Annotated in this window: 19 protein-coding genes and 1 pseudogene; 11 read left to right on the top strand and 9 right to left on the bottom strand. The window is 69.0% G+C overall.

Annotated features, from left to right (window positions below; all coding sequences use genetic code 11):
- A pseudogene (locus ACFY6U_RS44695) lies at window positions 1-86 on the top strand (IS5/IS1182 family transposase); the annotation flags it as partial.
- A 6-nt stretch (window positions 87-92) separates the two neighbouring features.
- On the opposite strand, the gene ACFY6U_RS44690 reads toward ACFY6U_RS44695, so the two are convergent.
- Complete coding sequence (locus ACFY6U_RS44690; RefSeq protein WP_390047803.1) at window positions 93-251, bottom strand: hypothetical protein; 159 nt, start codon at window positions 249-251, stop codon at window positions 93-95.
- Between the two features lie 197 nt (window positions 252-448).
- Between ACFY6U_RS44690 and ACFY6U_RS44685 the strand changes: the two genes are divergently transcribed.
- Both ACFY6U_RS44685 and ACFY6U_RS44680 read left to right on the top strand, forming a co-directional pair.
- Window positions 449-1480 carry a helix-turn-helix domain-containing protein gene (locus tag ACFY6U_RS44685; protein ID WP_390047802.1) on the top strand — a complete coding sequence of 344 codons (1032 nt, stop codon included), beginning with the start codon at window positions 449-451 and terminating at the stop codon, window positions 1478-1480.
- A gap of 493 nt (window positions 1481-1973) precedes the next feature.
- Window positions 1974-2270: a hypothetical protein gene (locus tag ACFY6U_RS44680; protein ID WP_390047801.1), complete on the top strand. Its 297-nt coding sequence runs from the start codon at window positions 1974-1976 to the stop codon at window positions 2268-2270.
- A gap of 21 nt (window positions 2271-2291) precedes the next feature.
- Here ACFY6U_RS44680 and ACFY6U_RS44675 read toward each other — a convergent pair whose 3' ends face one another.
- The 3 genes from ACFY6U_RS44675 to ACFY6U_RS44665 form a co-directional block, all read right to left on the bottom strand.
- Window positions 2292-3188 carry a hypothetical protein gene (locus ACFY6U_RS44675; RefSeq protein WP_390047799.1) on the bottom strand — a complete coding sequence of 299 codons (897 nt, stop codon included), beginning with the start codon at window positions 3186-3188 and terminating at the stop codon, window positions 2292-2294.
- Between the two features lie 137 nt (window positions 3189-3325).
- Complete coding sequence (locus tag ACFY6U_RS44670) at window positions 3326-3577, bottom strand: DUF397 domain-containing protein (protein ID WP_390047797.1); 252 nt, start codon at window positions 3575-3577, stop codon at window positions 3326-3328.
- Entirely contained in the window at window positions 3574-4455 is an 882-nt protein-coding gene (locus ACFY6U_RS44665; RefSeq protein WP_390047795.1) for a Scr1 family TA system antitoxin-like transcriptional regulator, read from the bottom strand. The genes ACFY6U_RS44670 and ACFY6U_RS44665 overlap by 4 nt, the downstream gene beginning before the upstream one ends.
- 224 nt (window positions 4456-4679) lie before the next feature.
- Between ACFY6U_RS44665 and ACFY6U_RS44660 the strand changes: the two genes are divergently transcribed.
- Both ACFY6U_RS44660 and ACFY6U_RS44655 read left to right on the top strand, forming a co-directional pair.
- Window positions 4680-6020: a hypothetical protein gene (locus tag ACFY6U_RS44660; protein WP_390047793.1), complete on the top strand. Its 1341-nt coding sequence runs from the start codon at window positions 4680-4682 to the stop codon at window positions 6018-6020.
- Window positions 6021-6075: 55 nt separating this feature from the next.
- A complete protein-coding gene (locus tag ACFY6U_RS44655) occupies window positions 6076-6780 on the top strand; it encodes a 2'-5' RNA ligase family protein (RefSeq protein WP_390047791.1) in 705 nt (234 codons plus the stop codon).
- Here the strand turns inward: ACFY6U_RS44655 and ACFY6U_RS44650 are convergent.
- A complete protein-coding gene (locus ACFY6U_RS44650) occupies window positions 6661-7221 on the bottom strand; it encodes an ATP-binding protein (protein WP_390047789.1) in 561 nt (186 codons plus the stop codon). The two genes, ACFY6U_RS44655 and ACFY6U_RS44650, sit on opposite strands and share 120 nt — an antisense overlap.
- Before the next feature lie 212 nt (window positions 7222-7433).
- Between ACFY6U_RS44650 and ACFY6U_RS44645 the strand changes: the two genes are divergently transcribed.
- From ACFY6U_RS44645 to fxlM, 6 genes are all read left to right on the top strand, one after another.
- Window positions 7434-7841, top strand: coding sequence for a hypothetical protein (locus ACFY6U_RS44645; RefSeq protein ID WP_390047787.1), 408 nt, complete (start codon window positions 7434-7436; stop codon window positions 7839-7841).
- On the top strand, window positions 7838-8017 hold the full coding sequence (locus ACFY6U_RS44640; RefSeq protein WP_390047785.1) for a hypothetical protein: 180 nt from the start codon (window positions 7838-7840) through the stop codon (window positions 8015-8017). Before ACFY6U_RS44645 ends, ACFY6U_RS44640 begins: the two co-directional genes overlap by 4 nt.
- 196 nt (window positions 8018-8213) lie before the next feature.
- A complete protein-coding gene (locus ACFY6U_RS44635) occupies window positions 8214-8432 on the top strand; it encodes an FxLD family lanthipeptide (RefSeq protein WP_390047783.1) in 219 nt (72 codons plus the stop codon).
- Between the two features lie 81 nt (window positions 8433-8513).
- On the top strand, window positions 8514-11573 hold the full coding sequence (locus tag ACFY6U_RS44630; RefSeq protein WP_390047782.1) for a lantibiotic dehydratase: 3060 nt from the start codon (window positions 8514-8516) through the stop codon (window positions 11571-11573).
- Window positions 11570-12745 carry a lanthionine synthetase C family protein gene (locus tag ACFY6U_RS44625; RefSeq protein ID WP_390047780.1) on the top strand — a complete coding sequence of 392 codons (1176 nt, stop codon included), beginning with the start codon at window positions 11570-11572 and terminating at the stop codon, window positions 12743-12745. Before ACFY6U_RS44630 ends, ACFY6U_RS44625 begins: the two co-directional genes overlap by 4 nt.
- A 42-nt stretch (window positions 12746-12787) precedes the next feature.
- Window positions 12788-14056 carry a methyltransferase, FxLD system gene (gene fxlM, locus ACFY6U_RS44620; RefSeq protein WP_390047823.1) on the top strand — a complete coding sequence of 423 codons (1269 nt, stop codon included), beginning with the start codon at window positions 12788-12790 and terminating at the stop codon, window positions 14054-14056.
- A gap of 474 nt (window positions 14057-14530) precedes the next feature.
- On the opposite strand, the gene haaN is transcribed toward fxlM, so the two are convergent.
- From haaN to haaT, 4 genes are all read right to left on the bottom strand, one after another.
- Window positions 14531-15010 carry a cyclophane-containing RiPP N-acetyltransferase HaaN gene (gene haaN, locus ACFY6U_RS44615; RefSeq protein WP_390047778.1) on the bottom strand — a complete coding sequence of 160 codons (480 nt, stop codon included), beginning with the start codon at window positions 15008-15010 and terminating at the stop codon, window positions 14531-14533.
- Between the two features lie 92 nt (window positions 15011-15102).
- The gene (locus tag ACFY6U_RS44610) at window positions 15103-16263 is read right to left on the bottom strand and encodes an FxsB family cyclophane-forming radical SAM/SPASM peptide maturase (protein ID WP_390047776.1); all 1161 of its coding nucleotides are present in this window, start codon (window positions 16261-16263) and stop codon (window positions 15103-15105) included.
- A 13-nt stretch (window positions 16264-16276) separates the two neighbouring features.
- The gene (gene haaA, locus ACFY6U_RS44605) at window positions 16277-16480 is read right to left on the bottom strand and encodes a HaaA family cyclophane-containing RiPP peptide (RefSeq protein ID WP_365800280.1); all 204 of its coding nucleotides are present in this window, start codon (window positions 16478-16480) and stop codon (window positions 16277-16279) included.
- 127 nt (window positions 16481-16607) lie between these two features.
- Window positions 16608-19376, bottom strand: a complete 2769-nt coding sequence (gene haaT / locus ACFY6U_RS44600) for a cyclophane-containing RiPP biosynthesis TPR protein HaaT (RefSeq protein WP_390047774.1) — start codon at window positions 19374-19376, stop codon at window positions 16608-16610.
- Between the last annotated feature and the right edge of the window lie 313 nt (window positions 19377-19689).

Here is a 19689-nt window from a genome sequence, read left to right as displayed (position 1 = left end):
GGCGGATCTTCCGCAGGTCCCGGTGCAGCCCGAATCGAATGACGTCAATCGCCAAAGCCGTCCTCACCCTGGAGCGGCAACGCTGAAAAGGCTCAGTGAATCTCGATGTTGCCCTGCGGACGCAGCACCCTGGTCTCCACAGGGGTGGTGTCGTTCCGCTTGTCCCTTCCGATCAGTGCCGGGTCGGTGTTGATGTCAACGATGTCACCAGCCTCGCGCCCATCGTGGTCGCCGACATCTTCGGCATACACCCCAGTACCTCTCAGAGGTGGGTGAAATATTCCAAAGATGACTGGAGTGCCTACCTGGCAGCCCGCATACCGACCACCGAGTAGAGGGTTCAAAACCGACCAACGCTCCCTGCTTCGGCGCTCTCCGAGGGTCCAACCGGGACTCTGCGCGGCCTGGGGCGTTTACGTCGCCGACCGGGCCGTACATGCTGGGTGTGGTGAATATTGACGACGTGCGCATAGCGCTCAGGGCCGGTGACCTAGAGGCGCTCATAGGTCTGGAAGAGTGCGGCTGGATAGACGTGGAGTCCGGGCCGTACATGCTCGACAAGGGGGCCCACCACAAAGAAGAGCTTGTCAAGGATGTAGCCGCCTTCGCCAACACCTCCACTGGCGGACTCCTCATCATCGGTTTTAAGACGAGGACCGCCAACGCGGTGGAGACAGTGTCCGAGGTCACCCCGGTGCCGCGGACGCTGGTCAACACGGATACGTATCGCAAACTGATCGATGAACGGGTTTTCCCCCAGGTTCAGGATCTTGAACTGACCTGGTTCGACCGCGGCGACGGCAAGGGCGTGCTGAGCATTGACATCCCGGTCCAGCCTGCTGCCGCGCGGCCGTTCGTGATCCCCGCGCCCACCGGCAGAGACGAGAAGTCGGTCAGTGGCCTTGCTGTCCCAGTGCGGCGTGGAGACCGGACAGTGTTCTGGAGCGCCCCGGAAGCCCATCGCAGACTTTCCGCCGGGTGGATGGCCATTGGATCCCCGGCAGCCGATGACAGCAGCATGGCGGTCGCCCCCGACGAGACTCCCGCGGGTGCTCCAGATCACGCCAAGGCGCAGCGGATCCTCGTTGCGATGCCCTTCGATGCGCCGTGGCTTCGGTTCATGCAAAGCCGGCCGCCGATGCGCCGGGTGAGGGTGGAGGTAACCGATGCTGTCGAAGAGGCTCTGAGGGAGATCTTGTCTGACGATGTCGAGTTCCTCGATCAGGAAATTGGGCGCGTGTACTCCGCGTTCACAGAGAGCCTTGGCCAGCTAAACACCGAGCTCGACGGCATGTTCACCCCAGAAGACGGACCTAGCCCACCGGTGTACGTTGAGGTTCCGCCAGAGTGGAAGCGCACCGACCCCGAACGGTACAAGCAGGCCATGGCCGACCTGTCCGGGGCGCGCGATGCCTTCCTTGAGGCACGCACCGAGCTCATGAACGCGCTGAACCGCAAGGGCATGCTGACACAGCAATAGCCCGCGCTGAAGTTACGAACGCTGACTCGGGCCGGGGCCTCAAACGGCGGCGGTACTCAGTGAGGTCCGGCCGCTGGAGCGGTCGACCCGCCGCTATGATCCGCGTCGTACGGAATGTCAGGTGGCGACCCTCCGCTTTCGTCCCCCACAGAAACCGGCCGAGCAGCGCCTGCCGCGATCTCGCTGAACGTGAAAGGCAGACATGACCCGCCGGTTCCTTCCTGTCATAGCCGCCTGCGCGGGCGCACTACTCGCCGCTGGCTGTAGCAGCCGCGCCCCGCAGCCCGCTGCAGCAGCCCCCACGGTCACGGTCACTCAGACCGTCACGTCCACCCCCACATCGACGCCGACGCCTGCAGCCAGCCGCACTTCGGCCACTCCCACACCGGCTGTCTCCTCGACGCCCGCGACAGCCCCGGCCCGCGCTCCTCAGGGATCGGTCGCCCTGACCGAATGGCACGACGGCGACGCGACGAACAAGTGTGTGAATGTCATGACCGCCTACGAGAACCGCTCCGACACCGCAGTAATCTCCATCACCCAGAAATTCCAGACCTTGTACACGCCCAAGCATGCCGACGGCGAGTACCCCGACGAAGTGGACGGCCCGGTCAAGATGCTCACTCAGGACGCGGGTATCACCCCGTACGGGAGCCGGACCCTGTACTGGCAGGTGTGCGCGCCCGAGCTGGCCTCCAAGCAGAACCCAGTTCCGCCGGACGGCACCGACTCGTTCATGTCCGAGATCGGCGCCCAGCCTCGTGCCACCGTCTGGGACTGGGCGCAATAGAGACGATGCGGGCCGCGCACATCAGAACGGCGCACGCGGAGCGAAGAAGTCCCAGCGCTTGTGCAAGAGATCCCGTAGCAGGAGGGCAGCACCCCACAATTCCTGCGACGCGCCATCGTCCTTGTAAAGGTCCCAGAATCTCCGGTGACGGATCTTTCCCGCCTCTTCATCGTGGAAGGGCTTGTCGATGGCGGTGAAGACGACAGCGATCCGCGACGTCTGCCTGAGTGCCTCGTAGAGCGCCTCGTGATATTCGGCCGCGCGACCGGGGCGCACCCAGGCCGTCGGGACGTGGATGAACAGCCACCCGATTTTGCCCCGTGGCAGTTGCTTGACCGCGCCCTTGACCGTATTTCGGACCGTGGCCTGGGAGAAGGGCGTGTCGTCCTGCTTGTACTTCACCTCGACGGGAACGTCACCGATGTTCGCCAAGTTGAGGAGGATGTCGAAGTCCTGGCCCTTGACTCCCGACTCCGTCACCCTGGCGATGCCGGCTGGCATGCGCATGAGGGTCTGGAGGACGTCTGCTTCGAAGATCGCCGACACGACATCGTTCGTCTTGGTGTAGGAGAGGAAGTCGGCGAACCACGGTTCGCCCTGGAACTCGAACACCCTCCTAGCGAGTTCCTGGCGCTGCCGGGCCTGCTGCACCCAAGGACCGAGCTCCTCCCGGTTGTCGGCGAGGGGGAACTTCTCCTTCATCCAGGCGGTGCCGAAGATGGATTCGAGGAAGGTGGTCGCCGCGGTCTCGGCTACGGCAGCCTCGTAACGATTCGCCGCGACCTCTGGATGTGCGAAGAGGGCCTGCATGCCCTCATGCATCCGGTCGTTGTAGACCGCCCACGCAGTTGCCTCGTTGGGAAAGCCTTGGGCCCGGTTCTCCTCCATCCAAGCCGTGAAGGTCGGTATTTCGATCATTCCCGGACTATAAGGGCGCCCGGGACACCGTCGCCAAGGTTTTCCGACAGGGCCACGCCCGTCCTGAGACCGGGACACCTGCGCCCACCACGACGGCTGTCACCGCTCCTTCTCACGCGCCAGCTCGCTTTTCGGCATCAACGGTCAATGATCGACCCGTTAGCGATCCCGTTGACCAGCGCGCGCATCGCCGCCGTCGAGAACTGCAACGGACGGCGGCTGATGTCCTTGGAGTCGCGCACTGCGGCGCCCTCGTCCAGTTCCGCGACTTCCACGCAGTCGTTCGCACCTCCGCTGTACGAGCTCTTCCGCCACCGCGCGTGCGCGAGGTCGACGTCGTACTGGGCTGTCGTGACGTCGTGCGGGGCGGCCATGCTGGGCGTGCTCACCGTTCGAGCTCCTTGCTGATGCGTGCGATGCGGGTGCGAGTCTCCGACGGGTCGAGGGCGCTGTCTCTCAACTGATCGAAGATTTCCGTGTAGTTGTCCACGTCCTCCGGGGACTCCAGATACACGGAGTTCTTGGGGTTCTCCAGCCACACCAGGTCCGGCGTGGGATGCGGGAAGGTCAGGATGACGAACGGGCCGTACAGCCCGGGATGTGCTCCGAGCGAGAACGGCAGCAGCTGCACGGTGACGTTCGACTGCTCGCTCGCCTCTACCAGCTTCCGCAGCTGGTCGCGCATCACTTCTGCAGAGCCGACCGTCCTGCGCAGCACGGCTTCGTCGAGGATCGCCCAGAGTCTGGCGGGGGCCTCGCCACCCAGGCGGCTGTTCTGTCGCTCTATGCGGACCCTGACCAGGGACTCGACCTGTGGCGGGGACAGGTCCTTCCTCATCTGGGAGATCACGGCACGTGCGTAGTCCTCGGTCTGGAGCAGCCCTGGCACGAGCATCGGCTGGTAGCTGGCGAGGTGCGTCGCGCCGGCCTCCAGTGCGAGGTACCCGTCGTAGCGGGTTGGGGTGAGCACTGTCGAGTATTTCCGCCACCAGGGCTTCTGCTGTTCCTTGTCCGCTCGCACGAGGTCGAGCACGTCGGCGCGCCGGTCTTCGTCCTCGACGCCGTACAGGTCCAGCAGAGCGCGGACGAGGACCGGCGTCGTGCCGCGTTCGCCGTTCTCGATCCGACTCAGTGACCCCTGGTTGACCTCCAGTTGGTCGGCGACCTCGGTGAGGGTGAGCCCGGTCGCGTCACGCAGTTCCTTCAGCCGTGCCGCGAGCTGTCGCCGGTAGACCGACTGCGGGACCAGGCTTCTCTTCAAGGCCATGCCGAAAGTCTCTCCGTACCGGCGCCGCCTCGACAAGCCCGTACGGGTCAACTTCTCAAGACATATTGCCTAGTTGGTGGTTGCGTCGGCATGCTGTCAGGAGTCACGACGCGCGTTCGTACGGGTGCGCGCCGCAGCAGACCGCTGGGCGATGCCTCGCCACGACCCCGTCACCGGCGCGCGCCTCCACGTCGGTCCCGCACGCCGAATCAGGAGGGTGGGCCATGCCACGGACAACGCTGCTTCGGCAGCTGCTCCAGCAACGGCACCTGACGACGCACGAGGCTTTCGCCGCCCAGTACGAGCGGGCCGCCGTGCGGCTGGCGGAGCTCGACCGAGACCCTCGCCTGGCGTCCCTCCAGGTCTCTCCGCGCCAGTTCGACCGCTGGTACGGCGGGGAGCTACTGACTCTGCCCCGTCCTGACGCCTGCCGGGTGCTGGAGCACATGCTGGGCAGACCGGTGTCCGAGCTGTTCTCCGCGGTGTACGACGGCGACTCCGAGTCCGGCCGCTCCGAGGAGCCGCCCGCACGCCAGCAAGCGCCGAGTCCTCTTCCGCCACGAGAGGACGACGAGAATCCCCTGGACATCGTCGCCCGGACCCGGCAGCTCACGGCCAGCAACGCTGACGACGCGACGCTCGCGTTCCTGGATTCCTCCCTGGAGGGCATTGCCGGCCGGTACGAGCAGGACGGGCCGTACGCCCTGCGCCCCCAGGCTCGCCAGGTGCGGCAGCTCGCCCACACCCTCCTCGACGGTCGCCAGCCCCCAGGCACACGCCGCGAGCTCTTCCGCCTCGCCGCTCGCGCCTCCGGCCTGCTCGGCTACATGGCGGTGAACACGGGCGACTTCGCGCTCTCGGAGGCGTACTGCACCGAAGCCCGCGATCTCAGCCGTGAGATCGGCGACCTGGACACAGAGCTCTGGGCGCGCGGGACCCTCTCCTTCGGCCTCTACTACGCCGGCCGGTACGACGAGGCCGACGCTTGCGCCGCCGCGGCCGTCGAGCGCGCGCCACGCCACGCCCAGTCCATCCGCCTGCTCGCCAACGGCCGAGCCCGAGCCCTCGGTAAGACCGGCGACCGGCGTGCCGTCGAGCAGGCCATCGGACAGGCCCTCCGCCTCTCCGACCTCCACGAGGTACCCGTCGGGCTCACCTCCTGCATCTCCTTCGAGCCGTACGGACGGGCCCGGACGCTGGCCAACGCCGTCACGTCACACGTGGCCCTGCGTAACACGGCCCAGGTACTACGTGACGCCGAGCACATCGACGATCTGGTGGAGCACTCGACCTCCTCCTGGAGCCGTTCGCTCGTACGCCTCGACGTCGCCACCGCGCTGCTGCAGCAGCGCACGCCCGACATCGACCACGCGATGGCGCTCGGCGGTGAGGCCCTACGGCTGTGCGGAGACACCCCGATCAGCTCCGTCTACCAACGCTCCCGTGACCTGCGCGAGCAGGCCGGGCCGTGGCGTGATCACCCGGCGGTGCGCGATTATGGCGAGGAGTTCCGGGCCTGGAGCTCGCAGCCAGCCGTCATGGTCATGGCGTCATCCGCGTCGTAGGCGCCGTCGGTGTCGTCGTACGCCGGGGCGGTGTGAAGCCGAAGGAGTTCGACGGGTGCCCCTGCTCAGCGCCGATCCCGCCGCGTTCCCCGCCGAGCCTCCGGCCGACACGCGTGATCCGGCGGTCACCGCGGCCCACGACTGGGCGGCGTTCAGCGCACTCGACGAGATGACCGATCACTGGGCACGCCCTGGCTGGTCGGACGGCAGCCGGGCGTACTACTGGATGCTGACCTTCCCGGACGACCAGCCGCTCGGGACCCTCGCCGGACACTGCCAGGAGGAGCTGGCGCCTCTCGGCCTCGACCCGGTTCCGACGGACGGACTGCACATCACCCTCGCCCGCGTGGGCAGGCCGAGCGCTGTCGCCCCCGATCAGCTGGACAGCCTGGCGCGGGACGTCGAGGCGCTGCTGCCGCCCGCGTTCTCCATACGCGCCATGCCGCTGGCCGGCTCCCGCGGTGCCGTCCGCCTGTCCCTCGGCCCGTGGGAACCCCTGCTTCGGCTGCACCACGCGCTAGCCAAGGCGGGAAGCAGCGCCGGTCTCGCCCCGAAGAAGCCGACGTCCGCTTTCCGACCGCACTTGAGCCTCGCCTACAACAACCGTCGGCGCCCCGCCGCCCCCGTCGTAGAGGCGGTCTCAGGTCTTCGTGTTCTCCCCGCTGTCGAGCTCTCTGTGTCCGCCGTTCAGCTGGTGGAGCTCCGCCGCGAGGGGCGGACGTACCGCTGGGATGTACAAAAGAGCGTCCCGCTCGGGTAGCCCACGGGCATCAAGAGGAAAGACCACGACCACTTCCTTACCGATCGCGGTCGGCCGGACCGACCATTCGGAGGCCAGCGCCCCGACGAGCAGCAGTCCGAGACCACTTCCCGTCAGCTCATCCAGCGCCGCCTGCGCTGATCGCGCCTGGACCTTGGAGACATCCCGTCCCGCGTCGTGGACTCGCAGTACCGCTACGTCCCGGTAGACCTCCACGCACATGCAGTCCGGTCCGCCGGCGGTGTGTCTGACCGCATTGCCCACCAATTCCGAGGCGACCAGAACGGCGTCGTCGACGCGCTCCGGTGAGGCACGTCCCTTGAGGGACTCGTGTACGTGTCGCCGCGCGAGGCCCGAAGGCTCGGCGCAGTCGGCCAGCTTCACCCAATGACGCCTTATCGGTGTCTGCCTGCAGAGGCGCTCTTCATCTACCGCGTCCATCGCCGCTCTCGTTTCCGGTTGGGCACTGGACCGATCAGCCTCGCCATCCGTGAGCCGCGACGGTACGCCGCAGCTCCGCCTCTTCGCGCGCCGCCGGACGGCGGACGAACGGCGTCCTGACGGCGTACCGCCGTCGGCCGCCCCCAGCGAGGCTCTTCTTCGAGGCGCCGGCCCTTGGCGTCTCGACCACAACCGGCTGGAGGTAACTCGGAATGAGCGGCAGTGCGAGGCAGACCGCACCGCACGAGGTGCCCCCGGGCACGCGCCTGGTGCTGTACGCCTGCCTGCCCGCGTCGCTCGGTGAGATCGCCGACCACAGCGTGGTCAGCACTCGGCGGTACGTCGCCGATGCCGGCTGGGAGGCGGTCGAGACATACGTCGACCGAGCGGCACCGTTCGAGAGCCGCGCCCTGTGCGAGGGCTGGCACAACGCCCTGGCCGTGGTCGAGCAGGGGAGGGCGGCAGGGATCGTCACCCCTCTGCTCGTGATGCTGGGGCATCTGGAGGAGGACAGGACGAACCTCGCAGCCTGGCAGGCCCGGACCGGGGCGGTGATCACGACGCCGTGGGCGGTCGTCGACGCCGCCGACCCGACGCTCTTACGGAGGACGGCGGCGTGATGACCACCATGCGGCGGCGGCCTCTGCGGCAACTACTCGACCAGATCGGATTGGTGTTGCGGCACCCAGCGAAGTATGTCGGCCGGTTCGGCTTCGGCGCCTTCCAAGTGCTGTTCCTGCCCGTCCTGGTGACCGGCACAGCGCTGACCACGCTCTACGCAGGCCAGATCCGGTAGCTACGGCCCGCGTCCTCGACTCCCTCTCCGGATGCTCCGAATCCCCGTCCCCCACGGAATCCGATCAGCCGGAGAGGGACCGCACCGCAAGGTGCGAATGCAGGAACCCGGCCGGTGTACGGCGCGGCGAGCCGCACACCGGCCGGCCAGCAGTACGACGAACCGTTCGAACCCTTCAGACACGAGAGGAAGTGCGATGACCGCAACCACACTCAGCCCGATCAGCGCGCCACCGCCGGTAACAGCCGGCGCCGAGGCGTCCGTCGGGGCAGGCGCCTTCGACGAACCCGCCGACCCCTTCGACATCGACCTCACCATCATCACGGAGGTCGACGCCGACCTGCTTCCCAGGGCGTGCGACACCGGTGACGGCTGCAAGCCGTCCTGCGCCTCGTCCTGCGCGAGCGCCGTCTGACAGCGGCTCGTACGCGGGGCCGGCGGGCACTTTCGCTCCCGGCCCCGCCCCGGTCACAGCACTATGGCGGAGGCACTGGAAATGGGAAGTGACGGAAAGCTCTACCAGCACACGGGCACGGCCCTGCTCCGGGCCGCCGCGATGCCGCTGACGAGCCTGCCGGGATGGTGGCCCGATCCGGCCGACACGGACGCCTGCCGCAGATGGCTGAAGCAGGTGTGGGCCGACGAGGGGTTCGCCGACGCCGTCCGGCAGACGAGCGGCGATCTTGCCACGCGGGTCGACGCGATCCGCGCGGGGCAGCCGGCACGTCCCAAGCAGGTCCGGCGCGCCGCCCTGGCCACCGTCCGCTACGCGCTGCGAGCCACCGGGCGGCCGACCCCGTTCGGCCTCTTCGCCGGGGTGGCGCCGGTCGGCGTGGGTTCCACCCCGTACGCGAGATGGGGAGACGCACACCGGGCCGTGGCGCGGGTGGACACCGAGTGGCTGGACGACGTCGTCGCTCGTCTGGAGGCGAGCCCCGACCTGCTGGAACGCCTGGACGTGGTCCTGAACAACCTGGCGGCACGCCGAGGCGGACGCCTGCACGTCCCGCACGGCGGACCGATGGGGGCCACCGTCCGGCGCACCAGCGCGGTCCGTTGGATCGAGGACCTCGCGCGCGAGCCGGTCCGCTTCGCCGCTCTCGCCGAGAAGTTGGCCTCCGCCTTTCCCCGAACCGAGCCACGCCATATCACCGCACTGCTCGGCACGCTGGTGCGCGAGAAGTTCCTGATCACCAGCCTGCGCCCGCCGATGACCGACACCGATCCGCTGTCCCACCTGATCGAGCGACTGCACGGCGTGGACGTCGGTACCGTGCCGGAGGCCGCGCGGGTCCTACACGAACTGGAAGCGGTGCGACGCGCCATGCACGAGCACAACCGGCTTCCCGCGAACCGCCAGGCGCCCCAACGGGAGGCGCTGACGCCGCTCTTGCGTCGGCTCTCCGGCGCGGGCCGAAGCCCTCTCGCCATCGACCTGCGGCTGGACGCCGACGTACGGATCCCCGAGAGCGTCGCGCGCGAGATGGGGCGGGCCGCCGATGCGCTGCTGCGGTTGACGCGCCGACCGGCGGGTCAGGGTGTGTGGAAGGAGTACCAGGTCGCGTTCTGGGAGCGGTACGGCACCGGCACGCTGGTGCCGGTCAAGGAGGTCCTCGACGCGGCGTCCGGGCTCGGCTACCCGGCCGAGTACCCCGGCAGCCGCATGACCGCGCCGCCACCGGTGGTCTCCGAGCGGGACGAGCGGCTGCTGGCCCTGGCCTGGCAGGCCCTGGCCGACGGTGGCAGGGAGATCGTCCTCACTGCCGACATGATCGACCGCCTGGCCGACGAGACGATGGCCGCGCGGGAGGCGCCGCCTCACGTGGAGATGTGCGCGCGCCTGCACGCCGACAGTCTGCCCGCGTTGGAGCGTGGGGACTTCACGCTCACCGTGACGCCGGCCCGCGCCGCGGGAACGCTCACGTCCCGGTTCTCACCGGTCGCCACTGGCTCGGGACTCGACGAGATCTACCGTCAGGTCCCCGTGAGCGTCGAGAACGCGCTGACCGCGCAGCTCTCCTTCCCGCCGCTATACCCGCACACCGAGAACGTCGCCCGCATCCCCGCCTATCTCCCGCACGTGATTCCACTGGGCGAGCACCGCAGCCCTGCCGACACCGTGCCGACGCTCATCGACGTCGATGACCTCGCGGTCACGGCCACGCACACTCGCCTGTACCTGGTCAGCATCTCCCGCCGCCGCGTCGTGGACCCGCAGGTCTTCCATGCCATGGCCCTGGACAAGCAACCTCCGCCCCTGGCCCGGTTCCTGGCGCACCTGACCCGCGCCTTCGGCCCTGCCTGGACCGGCTTCGACTGGGGCCCGCACGGCGCACGGCTACCGTTCCTGCCACGCGTCCGCTACGGGCGCGTGATCCTCTCTCCTGGCCGCTGGAACCTGACCGCCGACGCCCTCCCCGGCCGGGGTACGGACACCCAGGAGTGGGCGAACGCCCTCGGCCGCTGGCGGAAGCGGTGGCACTGCCACGATGCCGTCGAGCTGCGGGAGGACGACCGCACACGGCGACTACGGCTCGACGTGCCCGCCCACGTCGCCGTCCTGCGCGCCCACCTGGCCAGGGAAGACCAGGCCGTGCTCACCGAGGCGCCGCCCGAGGAGAGCTACGGCTGGATCGGCGGTCACGTCCACGAGATCGCCCTGCCGATGACCAGCACCAGCCCGCCGGCCCCTAACCCGCTTTCCGGCCCCCTCTCTGTGCTTACCAACAGCACCCTCGGGCCCGTACCGGGGTCGGTGTGGGCACCCTGGCTGAACGCCAAGATCTACACGCACCCCGAGCAGATCGAGGAGCTGATCGGCACCCAGCTCGCGCGGTTCATGGCCCAGCTCCAGGGCGGACCCGAGTGGTGGTTCGTCCGCTACCGCTCTCCGCACGACCCCGACCACCTGCGCCTGCGCATCCGCACCCGAAGCCCTGGGCAGTACTCCGCTCACACCGAGCTTGTCGCCCGATGGGCCGCCGGGCTGCGCCACGAGGGGCTCAGCAGCAGGCTCGTGTTCGACACGTACACCCCGGAGATCGGCCGCTACGGCCCCGGCCCCGGCCCCGCCCTGCGCGGTGCGGAGGCGGTGTTCACCGCCGACTCGGCCTACGCCCTCGCCGCCCTGCAGGGCCTGGGAGGCGACGGCCTCGACGGACGCGCACTGGCCGCGGCCGGCATGGTGGACATCGCCTGCGGCCTGCTCGGTCCCGACGAGGGCATGCGTTGGCTGGCCAACCGTCCCGCGCCTCCGGCCCGAGTCGAGCGAGGCGTCAGAGACCAGACCATCGAACTCGTTCGCCACACCACGCCCCGCGCCCGCGGCTGGGGCGAAGCGCTCGCACACGCGTGGCACCACCGTGCCGTGGCCCTGACGCTGTATCGCGAGCACCTCGCCAAGGACATGGACCTCGACTCGGTTCTGGAGTCCCTGCTGCACATGCACCACAACCGGCTGCGCGGCCTGGACCGGGAGGACGAGCGGATCTGCCGGCGCCTGGCCCGTCAGTCCGCTCTCGAGTGGACCGCCCGGCTGGGGGAGAGCCACCCATGAACCACGACGCGTCGCCCACACCCACCAGGCCCGGCTGGGGCCAGTCGCTGTACTCCGGCGCGGCGGGAGCCGCCCTGCTGCACGCCGTCAGATCCCACACCGGCGAAGACGACACGGATGCGCTCCGGCCGTGGGCCGCTGCCATGGTCAAGGGCCCGATACAGGCCGCCCCGGAGGCATGCGGCCTGTACGAGGGCGCGCCAGCCGTCGCGTACGTCCTCAGCTTCACGCACACGGACACCGGCACCCGCGCCCTGGCGACCCTGGACTCACACCTCGCCGACGTCACTCGCGACCGCCTCAAGCGGGCGAACGCCCGCATCGACCGTGGCGCACCGCCCAGCCTGGGCGAATACGACCTCATCAGCGGACTGACCGGCCTGGGGGTCTACCACCTGCACCGCGGTCACCGGACGGAACTACGAGACGTCCTCGCCTATCTGGTGCGGCTGACCGAACCGATCACCGTCGAGTCCCAGCTCCTGCCCGGCTGGTGGAGCAGCGACAGCCCCGACCTGCGCCCGTCGCCGCGGTGGCCCGGCGGACACGGAAACCTCGGTCTGGCCCACGGCATCAGTGGACCTCTCGCGCTGCTGGCCACCGCCGTGCGCCACGGCCACACGGTGCCCGGACAGAAACGAGCCATCATCCGGATATGCGGCTGGCTCGACCAGTGGCGCGACGGTACGGGCTCGCGCGCCTGGTGGCCGGGCCTGGTCACCCGGGCCGATCACCGACGCGGCGCTCTCCAGCATTCGGTACCGGGACGTCCGTCCTGGTGCTATGGCACCCCCGGCATCGCTCGTGCCCAACAACTCGTCGGCATCGCCCTCGGCGACCGCGACCGGCAACGCCGGGCCGAACAGGCCCTTGCCGGATGCCTGGCCGATGACCAGCAGCTCGCCCAGCTCACCGACGCATCCCTCTGCCACGGCTGGGCGGGGCTCATACAGACCGCCTCCCGTGCCGCCGCCGATGCCGTCGACGACGAACTCGCGGCGCGTCTGCCCCGTCTGCGAGCCCGGCTCGACGAGCACCTGGACCACAGCGGACTGCCGGACGGCGTCGGCCTCATGGACGGCACATCGGGCATTCACCTGGTCCGTCTCACCGACCCCGTCAACACGGCGACCACCGCCCCCTGGGACCGCTGCCTGCTCCTGGCGGGATGACGCTCGCGAACCGCACCCCGCACCAGATCACCTGAGTACGATCTGCCCCTGCCGTACGCACGGCCGGGCACCTTCCGGAAGGACGCGACGAACACCACCACCGGCGCCTCCCCCGAGGACCTGCGCAACCGCCTGGTTGACGCCATTTTGCAGCAGGACGTCTCTGGCCCCCGCGACGCACGCGTTGAAACCGCCATGCGGACCGTGCCCCGCCACGCCTTCCTCCCCGACGCGCCCCTCCAGGAGGCGTACGCCAACAAGAGCGTGACCATCAAGGAGAACCCCGACGAGGACGCACTCCCACTGAGCTGCGCCTCCCAGCCCGACGTCGTGCACTTCATGCTGGTCCAGCTCGCCGTCCGCGAAGGCGACCACGTCTTCGAGATCGGGGCCGGCACCGGTTACAACGCCGCCCTGCTCAAGCACCTCACCGGCAAGTCCGGACAGGTCACCACGTGCGACATCGCCCCCGACGTGACGGCTTACGCCCGCCGGATGCTGGACGCGAACGGGTACGCCGACGTTCGCGTGGTCACGAGAGATGGTGCCCTCGGCGCCCCGGAGTTCGGCCCCTACGACCGAATGATCGCGGCGGTCGGCATGTGGGACCTCCCCGCGGCCTGGTGGGACCAGCTCGCGGTCGGTGGACGACTCGTGGTCCCGCTGCGATGGCGCGGGCTGTCCAGGTCCGTGGCGTTCCGACGGGAGAAGGACCGGATGCGGTCCGACTCCGTGAGGATGTGCGGTTTCCTCCCGGTGATCGGCCAGGACGGCGAGCGGAACGGCTACATCGACGACAACCGACTTGTCAGGCTCTACTGGGACGAGGACCAGCCCATCGCCCCAGAACTGCTGCGCGACGCCCTCACCCGACCGAAGTCGGTCGTCTGGACGGACGCGATGGTCGGCTCCGTCGAGTCGTTCGACGGCGTCTGGCTGCGCCTGAGCGCCACCGAACGAGCGACCTGCCGCATCACCGCGAAGCCCGCGGCACTGGAAGCCGGCCTGCACCGCCCCGCCTCACCCGCCCTCAGCCCAGCCCTCGTCGAGGCTGACTCCATCGCCTACCTCACCTTGGAGCGCACCGCCGACCCGCTGGCCACCGAATCCCGGTTCCGGCTGGGAGCCGTCGGCTACGGCCCGGTCGGCGCCGAACTCGCCGAGCGGATCTGCGCGCAGATCCGTGCCTGGAGCCCGGCCAGGACCGTCGAACCCGCGATCACCGCCTACCCCGCGGACACGCCGGACAGCGACCTCGCCGACGCAGCCGTGATCGACCGGCCGTCTGTGCGGCTCGTCATCGCCTACTGACCCTGCTGATCCAGACGTAGGCGGGCGCGGCTGTCGGCAGGTACGGCCGCGCCCACCGAAGCCGGAGCACAGTGGTGCTGGAGGGCAGCGGTCATCCCTGGGCGAGGTTCGCCTCACAGGTGGTGCACCGCCGCACGGCCATCCGCTTCGGATTGCCCACGGTGGCAGTCGCCGGGTAGGTACTGCTCAACCGCCCCCAGAGCCCATGCGGAGGGTTCGGGATCCACCCCCACCGCGGGGGCCGTACGTCGTCCTCGGTCATGTGGTCGCACCAACCGGGCAGGTGCGCGCACTGCCCTGGGGAGATCAGGATCGTGTCATCCGGATGAGCACGCCACTCCCTCTTCACGGACGTCTTCGCCGAACGAGGGGCCGCCGAAGCGGACGAGCCCGGCGGGCAGTCGCATCCGAGCCCGATGACGATCTGGCTGCCGCACTCCTCGCAGCGCTCCACTTTCACAGTCCCACTCACCCTCACGTGGTGCCAGAGTCGATCCGGTAGACGATCTTCCCGTCGGACTCGGTGAACCCGCGCGACTCGTAGAAGGCCCGTGCGCCTGGGTTGTCGCGGTCAGCCATCCATTCCACCCGGCTGCACCCGGGACGCGCGGCGGCCAAGGTGCGGAGTTCGTCCATGAGGCGAGCACCGATGCCCTGTCGGCGCAGGGTGTCGCGGACGTAGAGCTCCTTCAGGAACAGGGAGTGCGTGGAGCCGGCTGCCGGCCAGAGGAAGGAGTAGGCGGCGAGGCCCACGATGTCCCCGGCCTCGTCCTCGACGAGCAGGGCGGACGCCAGCGGTGGCGCGCCGAAGAGGGCCTCTTCCACCTGGAGGCGGCGCTCCTCGATCGGCTGGATGTCTGTGTCGGTTGCCCCGTAGAACCGCTCGACCTCCTCGATCAGCTCGGCCACGGCAGGCACATCCCGCTTCTCCGCGGGACGGATCGTCACGGTCATCGGCGCCTCCTGTCCTTCCTCGATTGCTTCGATGTCTGCTGCATTCGCTCTTTCCAACGCGTGATCCTCTCCCCGCGGTACGGCACACGCGCCTACGGCGACGCCGCAGCCCGTGCGTATGGGTTCCAGCCGTGCTGCTGCAGGGAGCCCTGCACGTGTCGGATGAGGTACTCCAGGTCCGCGCAGTAGATAGACGGATTCCGGTAGCCCTGGGCTTCGCTGAAGCGGTGCGGGAGGTAGCCACCGCCGCACACGTCCACGAGTGGGCAGGCTCGGCACTGTTCGGCGAGCGCATCCTTGCCGTGCTGCCGGTGCAGCAGCTTTGGATGCGACAGAGCTTCGTCGAAGGAGTGGCGCAGGACGTCGAGCCCGAGCCAGGAGGCACCCTCCTCGACCGACCGCAGGGTGTCCACCGCCTCGATGGAGCCATCGGACTCGATTACGACGTTCGTCGGCGGTGCCAGGCCGAGCGTCTCCACCGAGCCGCGCACGCCTGAGCTGAGGGCCACGATGTCCTCCAGCATCCGGATACTGTGCCCGTACTCCGGCCGGGCGAGCCAGGCGTCGTAAACCCTGCTCATCCACAACCCGTACTCGGGCACGCTCGGGTCGGCGCGGTGCGGCGGATCGTCGTGGGTTGCGTGCGGCAGGCCGAAGTCGATCACGGGCGGTTCGAACGCCGCTAGGTAGTCGTGGACCTCTACGGGGTCGTTAGCCAGGTCCACGACGGCGAGCAGCCCCGCGAACAGGTGTGGTCGTGACCGGAGGAGTTCGATGCCGTGCACGGCGGAGGCGGCGCTCGACCGTCCGGCGTGGGTCAGCCGGTGCCGGTCGTTCGCACGCGGCGGTCCGTCGAGGCTGACGCCCACTGCGACCTCGTACCGCTCGAAGAGGTCCAGCCAGGCACTGGACAGAAGCGTCCCGTTGGTCTGGAGCTCGAAGAGAACCCGGGTCTCGGTCGGCGCCTCGTCCCGGACGGCCTCCAACAGCTCGGCCATGTGTCGGACGCCGACGAGAAGCGGCTCCCCTCCATGCAAGACGACGTGGATGGTCCGAAGTCCGTGCGTGGAGGCGTGCTCACCGATCTGCCGGGCCGCAGACCGGGCCACAGCGAGGTCCATTCGGGCGGGCAGGCGCCGCGCCACCTGGTCCTTGGAGTTGAAGACGAAGCAGTAATCGCAGTCGATGTTGCAGCGGTTGGCGACCTTGAGGATGAACGTCGCGAAAGGAACGGGGACTTCGGGTTCTGTCATCGAGCGGACGTGCTCACAACGGCCAGGGCCAGATGAGTGAGGCCGCGTGAGTACCGTCACCGAACCGGCTCGTCGCGCCCTCCTCGGCCTCCAGCCGCTGCCGTACGCGCGCGGCCACGCGGTCCAGGACGGCGGCTCCGGCTGGCGTCGGCTCCGCGGAGTCCGGGCTGACGGGCGTGATGGCGTGTGGCTCGGTGACGGACGTGGGTGACGGCATCCAACGCTCCTCGTGAGATACATGCGGGAGGCGGCACGGTGCGACGGGGCTGAAGCGACAGATCAGCGGGGAACATAGCATCCTCAACCACCCATCCAGCACCGGAAATTCGGCCACATGGTCGGCTTCAACCGGACCGCGGCACCAGCAACCGTTCGATGTCGTCCACGGCCACGCTCACTCCCAGCCGCCGGTACACGCTTACGGCGGCTCGCAGTGAGCCCACGCCGTGACCAGGCCCGTCAACCGTCCAGTCACAGCGGCCGATGCCCTCCAATGCCCGCGCCTCCTCCAGCGGGCAGCGAATTTCCCGCGCGAGCGTGAGGGCCTGATCGAAGTGCCGATGGGCGGCAGCCGCTTCACCCGAGTTGAGGATCAGCATCCCCCAGTGGTTCAGCACCTCTGCCTCTCCGCACCGGTCGCCCAGGCCCCGCAGGATCCGCAGTCCACCCTGGAACGCCTCAATCGCTCCGTCCAACTCCCCAACGATGCCGCGCGCCACACCCAGCTCACTCAGTGAGGCGGCCTCACCCCCGCGACTGCCGAGTGCGCGGTAGGTCTCCAGGACCTCCTCCAACAGCCGGACCGCCTCTGCAGCGTCCCCGGAAACGCGGTCCACGACGCCAAGGTGGCGGACGCTGTTCGCGCGCCCGAACCGTTCACCGAGCTCGGTGAAGTGCGTCAGGGCCTGGCTGTGTGCCGTCCGAGCTCCCTCGATGTCTCCGGTCAACCGCCGGACGACGCCTAGCTCGTTCAGCGCGTAAGCCTGGTGAGTACGGTCGTCGAGCTCCAGATAGATGTCGAACGCTTCCTGGTGATGTCGCTCGGCCACGTCGTATGCGCCCATGAGGCAGTGCACGACGCCCAGGTCGCGCAGGGAGTTCGCTTCCCCGTACCGGTCACCGAGTTCCCGGTAGATCGTCAGGGCCTCGCTCTGCGCCTCCAGCGAGGCGTCGAACCGGCTCAGCTGCCGGTGTGTCATGCCGAGATCGGCAAGCGCGTTCGCCTGTCCGAGCCGGTAGCCCAGCTCACGGTAGAGGGCGAGGGCTTCGGCCTGGGCGCGCGCCGCGTCCTCGTTGTCGGCGGTCAGGTACCAGACGATGCCGAGCTGGTTGAGAGCGTCCGCCTTGCCCCGCCGTTCGTCGACCGCTTCGTACGCCGTCACGGCGTCACTGAGGGCGTCGACCGCCTGCGGATAGGCGGCCATGAAGCGGCGTACGACGCCGAGTTCGGCGAGAGCGTCGCCCCGGGCCCGCTGGTCGCCGGTGTGGCTGGCGGCCTCGGCGGCGGTGCGATGGAGCCCGACGGCCTGGTCCCAGGGACCGGCCTGGCGCAGGAAGGGCGCCATGGCCGCAGCGAGCCGGACCACGAGGTCGTACAGGGAGAAGCCGTTCGCCCGCCGGACGGCGGCGAGGATGTTGGCTCGCTCGGTCTCCAACCAGCCCAGGGCGTCCGCCCGCGACTCCAGGACCGGAGTTTCCACCCGCGAGGCATCGTCCGGCGCCGGTGGCACGGCGGCGCCGCTACGCACGATGTGCCCGTTCGCGACGGCGAGAGCGGCCAGGTAGTAGGTACATACACGCTGGACGGCCTGTACGTGGTCCATGCTGTCCCCCTCGGCGGCGAGACCGCGAGCGTAGTCACGTAGGAGATCGTGCAGCCGGTAGCGACTCCCCGGTTGCTCGTCGATCAGGTGGTCGTCGTAGAGCGCCTCAAGGCACCGACGGGCCACTACGACCGAGACCTCTCCCAAAGCCGCCCCGACGTGCACGTCGAGATCGGTGCCGGGGAAGAAGCCGAGCCGTCGAAAGAAGCGCTGCCGCTCCGGGGCGAGATCCCGGTACGAAAGATCGAACGTCGCAGTGACGGCGTGCTCCCCGGCCCGCAGCTCGCCCAGCCGGTCCCGCGCCGCCACCAGCCGCCCGCGCAGATCCTCGGCGGTCCAGGACGGATGATGCCGCAACCGTGCCGCGAGCAGAGACACCCCCAGCGGCAGACACCCGCACAGCCGGACCATCTCGTTCACCACATCCTGGTCCAGCGCATCGGTCGGCCGCCCACTGAGCCGCACAAAGAGGTCGACCGCGTGATCCGGCGGCAGCGCGTCCACCGACATGACCACCTCCTCGTTTGCCACCAGTCGTTTGCGGCTGGTCACCAACACCAGGCACCCGCCCCCACCGGGAAGCAGCGGCTCCAGTTGCTGGTAGCTGGCCGCGTTGTCCAGAATCAGCAGCGCCTTCTTGTCCGCGAGTCTGCTCCGCCACATGGCGGCCCGGGCCTCCGTGACCGCTCCGACGTCGTCCCCGACAGGTATCTGCTGCGTCGGCACGCCGGCAGCCGCGAGAAGCGAGGCAAGCGCCTCGCCAGCCTGCACCGGAGTGCGCCCCGGCGTGTACCCGTTGAGGTTCACGAAGAGCTGTCCGTCGGGGAACCGCTCGGAGAGCAGGTGGCCGGCGTGCACGGCGAAAGTGGTCTTTCCGACGCCCGGCATTCCGTCGATCACGTGAACGGGCAGCCCCTCGCCCTGCTCCTGTGAGGCCCGCACTGAGCCCACGAGCTGCTCCAGCTCCGCGGTCCGGTCGGTGAACGCGGCGGTGTCGCGCGGTAAGGAACGCAGCACTTGAGCGGCCCCCGGCGGCCCCGCTCCATCCTCCGGCCTCACCGACGACGCGGGAGGCCGCGACTCGGAAAGCCCGGCGAGGAGAGCCGTCATCCCCGCCATCGCCACACCCAACACGACGAACGAGAACCAGGCGTGCTCCTGTAACCACCCCAGCCAGCCGGGCCACCGCGACTGGTTGGACACGGCGTTCGTGACGAGGCCGACCAACAGCGTGGTCACAGCGCCGCCTCCGGCGACGACGGCGATCGCGATCCCGCGCCGGAGTCTCATACGGAGGCCCCAGCGGCCGGGGGAGCGGCCGATTCCCCCGTGGTGCCGCTGATGAGACACCACGCACCGCCAACCGACCTGGTCACGAAGGCCACCCCCGAGTCCGACGCCCCAACTTTCCTAACGGAACAGCCCTTGTAGACCTTGGTCAAGGGCGCGTCTGAGCCACGGCGTGCACCACGAAGGCCGCTGGCGATCACGCGCAGTAGCTGCGAGGGCGCGGCACGCTTCTTTAGGTAAGCCTGTTCATCTATTCACCATTGTCCCGCTCACCGAAGGTTGAGCGTTCTCACCGAACTTTGACCGCCTCGGT

It is taken from the genome of Streptomyces sp. NPDC013157 (assembly GCF_042899865.1).
GTDB lineage: Bacteria > Actinomycetota > Actinomycetes > Streptomycetales > Streptomycetaceae > Streptomyces.
This window is presented reverse-complemented; position numbering and strand designations above follow the sequence as displayed.

Excerpts from the sequence above, each read along its gene's own strand:
- haaT (WP_390047774.1), bottom strand. The coding sequence starts at position 19,376 with ATGAGACTCCGGCGCGGGATCGCGATCGCCGTCGTCGCCGGAGGCGGC.
- ACFY6U_RS44660 (WP_390047793.1), top strand. The coding sequence starts at position 4,680 with ATGCCACGGACAACGCTGCTTCGGCAGCTGCTCCAGCAACGGCACCTG.
- ACFY6U_RS44680 (WP_390047801.1), top strand. The coding sequence starts at position 1,974 with ATGACCGCCTACGAGAACCGCTCCGACACCGCAGTAATCTCCATCACC.
- ACFY6U_RS44665 (WP_390047795.1), bottom strand. The coding sequence starts at position 4,455 with ATGGCCTTGAAGAGAAGCCTGGTCCCGCAGTCGGTCTACCGGCGACAG.
- ACFY6U_RS44645 (WP_390047787.1), top strand. The coding sequence starts at position 7,434 with ATGAGCGGCAGTGCGAGGCAGACCGCACCGCACGAGGTGCCCCCGGGC.
- ACFY6U_RS44675 (WP_390047799.1), bottom strand. The coding sequence starts at position 3,188 with ATGATCGAAATACCGACCTTCACGGCTTGGATGGAGGAGAACCGGGCC.
- haaN (WP_390047778.1), bottom strand. The coding sequence starts at position 15,010 with ATGACCGTGACGATCCGTCCCGCGGAGAAGCGGGATGTGCCTGCCGTG.
- ACFY6U_RS44630 (WP_390047782.1), top strand. The coding sequence starts at position 8,514 with ATGGGAAGTGACGGAAAGCTCTACCAGCACACGGGCACGGCCCTGCTC.
- ACFY6U_RS44635 (WP_390047783.1), top strand. The coding sequence starts at position 8,214 with ATGACCGCAACCACACTCAGCCCGATCAGCGCGCCACCGCCGGTAACA.
- ACFY6U_RS44610 (WP_390047776.1), bottom strand. The coding sequence starts at position 16,263 with ATGACAGAACCCGAAGTCCCCGTTCCTTTCGCGACGTTCATCCTCAAG.
- haaA (WP_365800280.1), bottom strand. The coding sequence starts at position 16,480 with ATGCCGTCACCCACGTCCGTCACCGAGCCACACGCCATCACGCCCGTC.
- ACFY6U_RS44650 (WP_390047789.1), bottom strand. The coding sequence starts at position 7,221 with ATGGACGCGGTAGATGAAGAGCGCCTCTGCAGGCAGACACCGATAAGG.
- ACFY6U_RS44625 (WP_390047780.1), top strand. The coding sequence starts at position 11,570 with ATGAACCACGACGCGTCGCCCACACCCACCAGGCCCGGCTGGGGCCAG.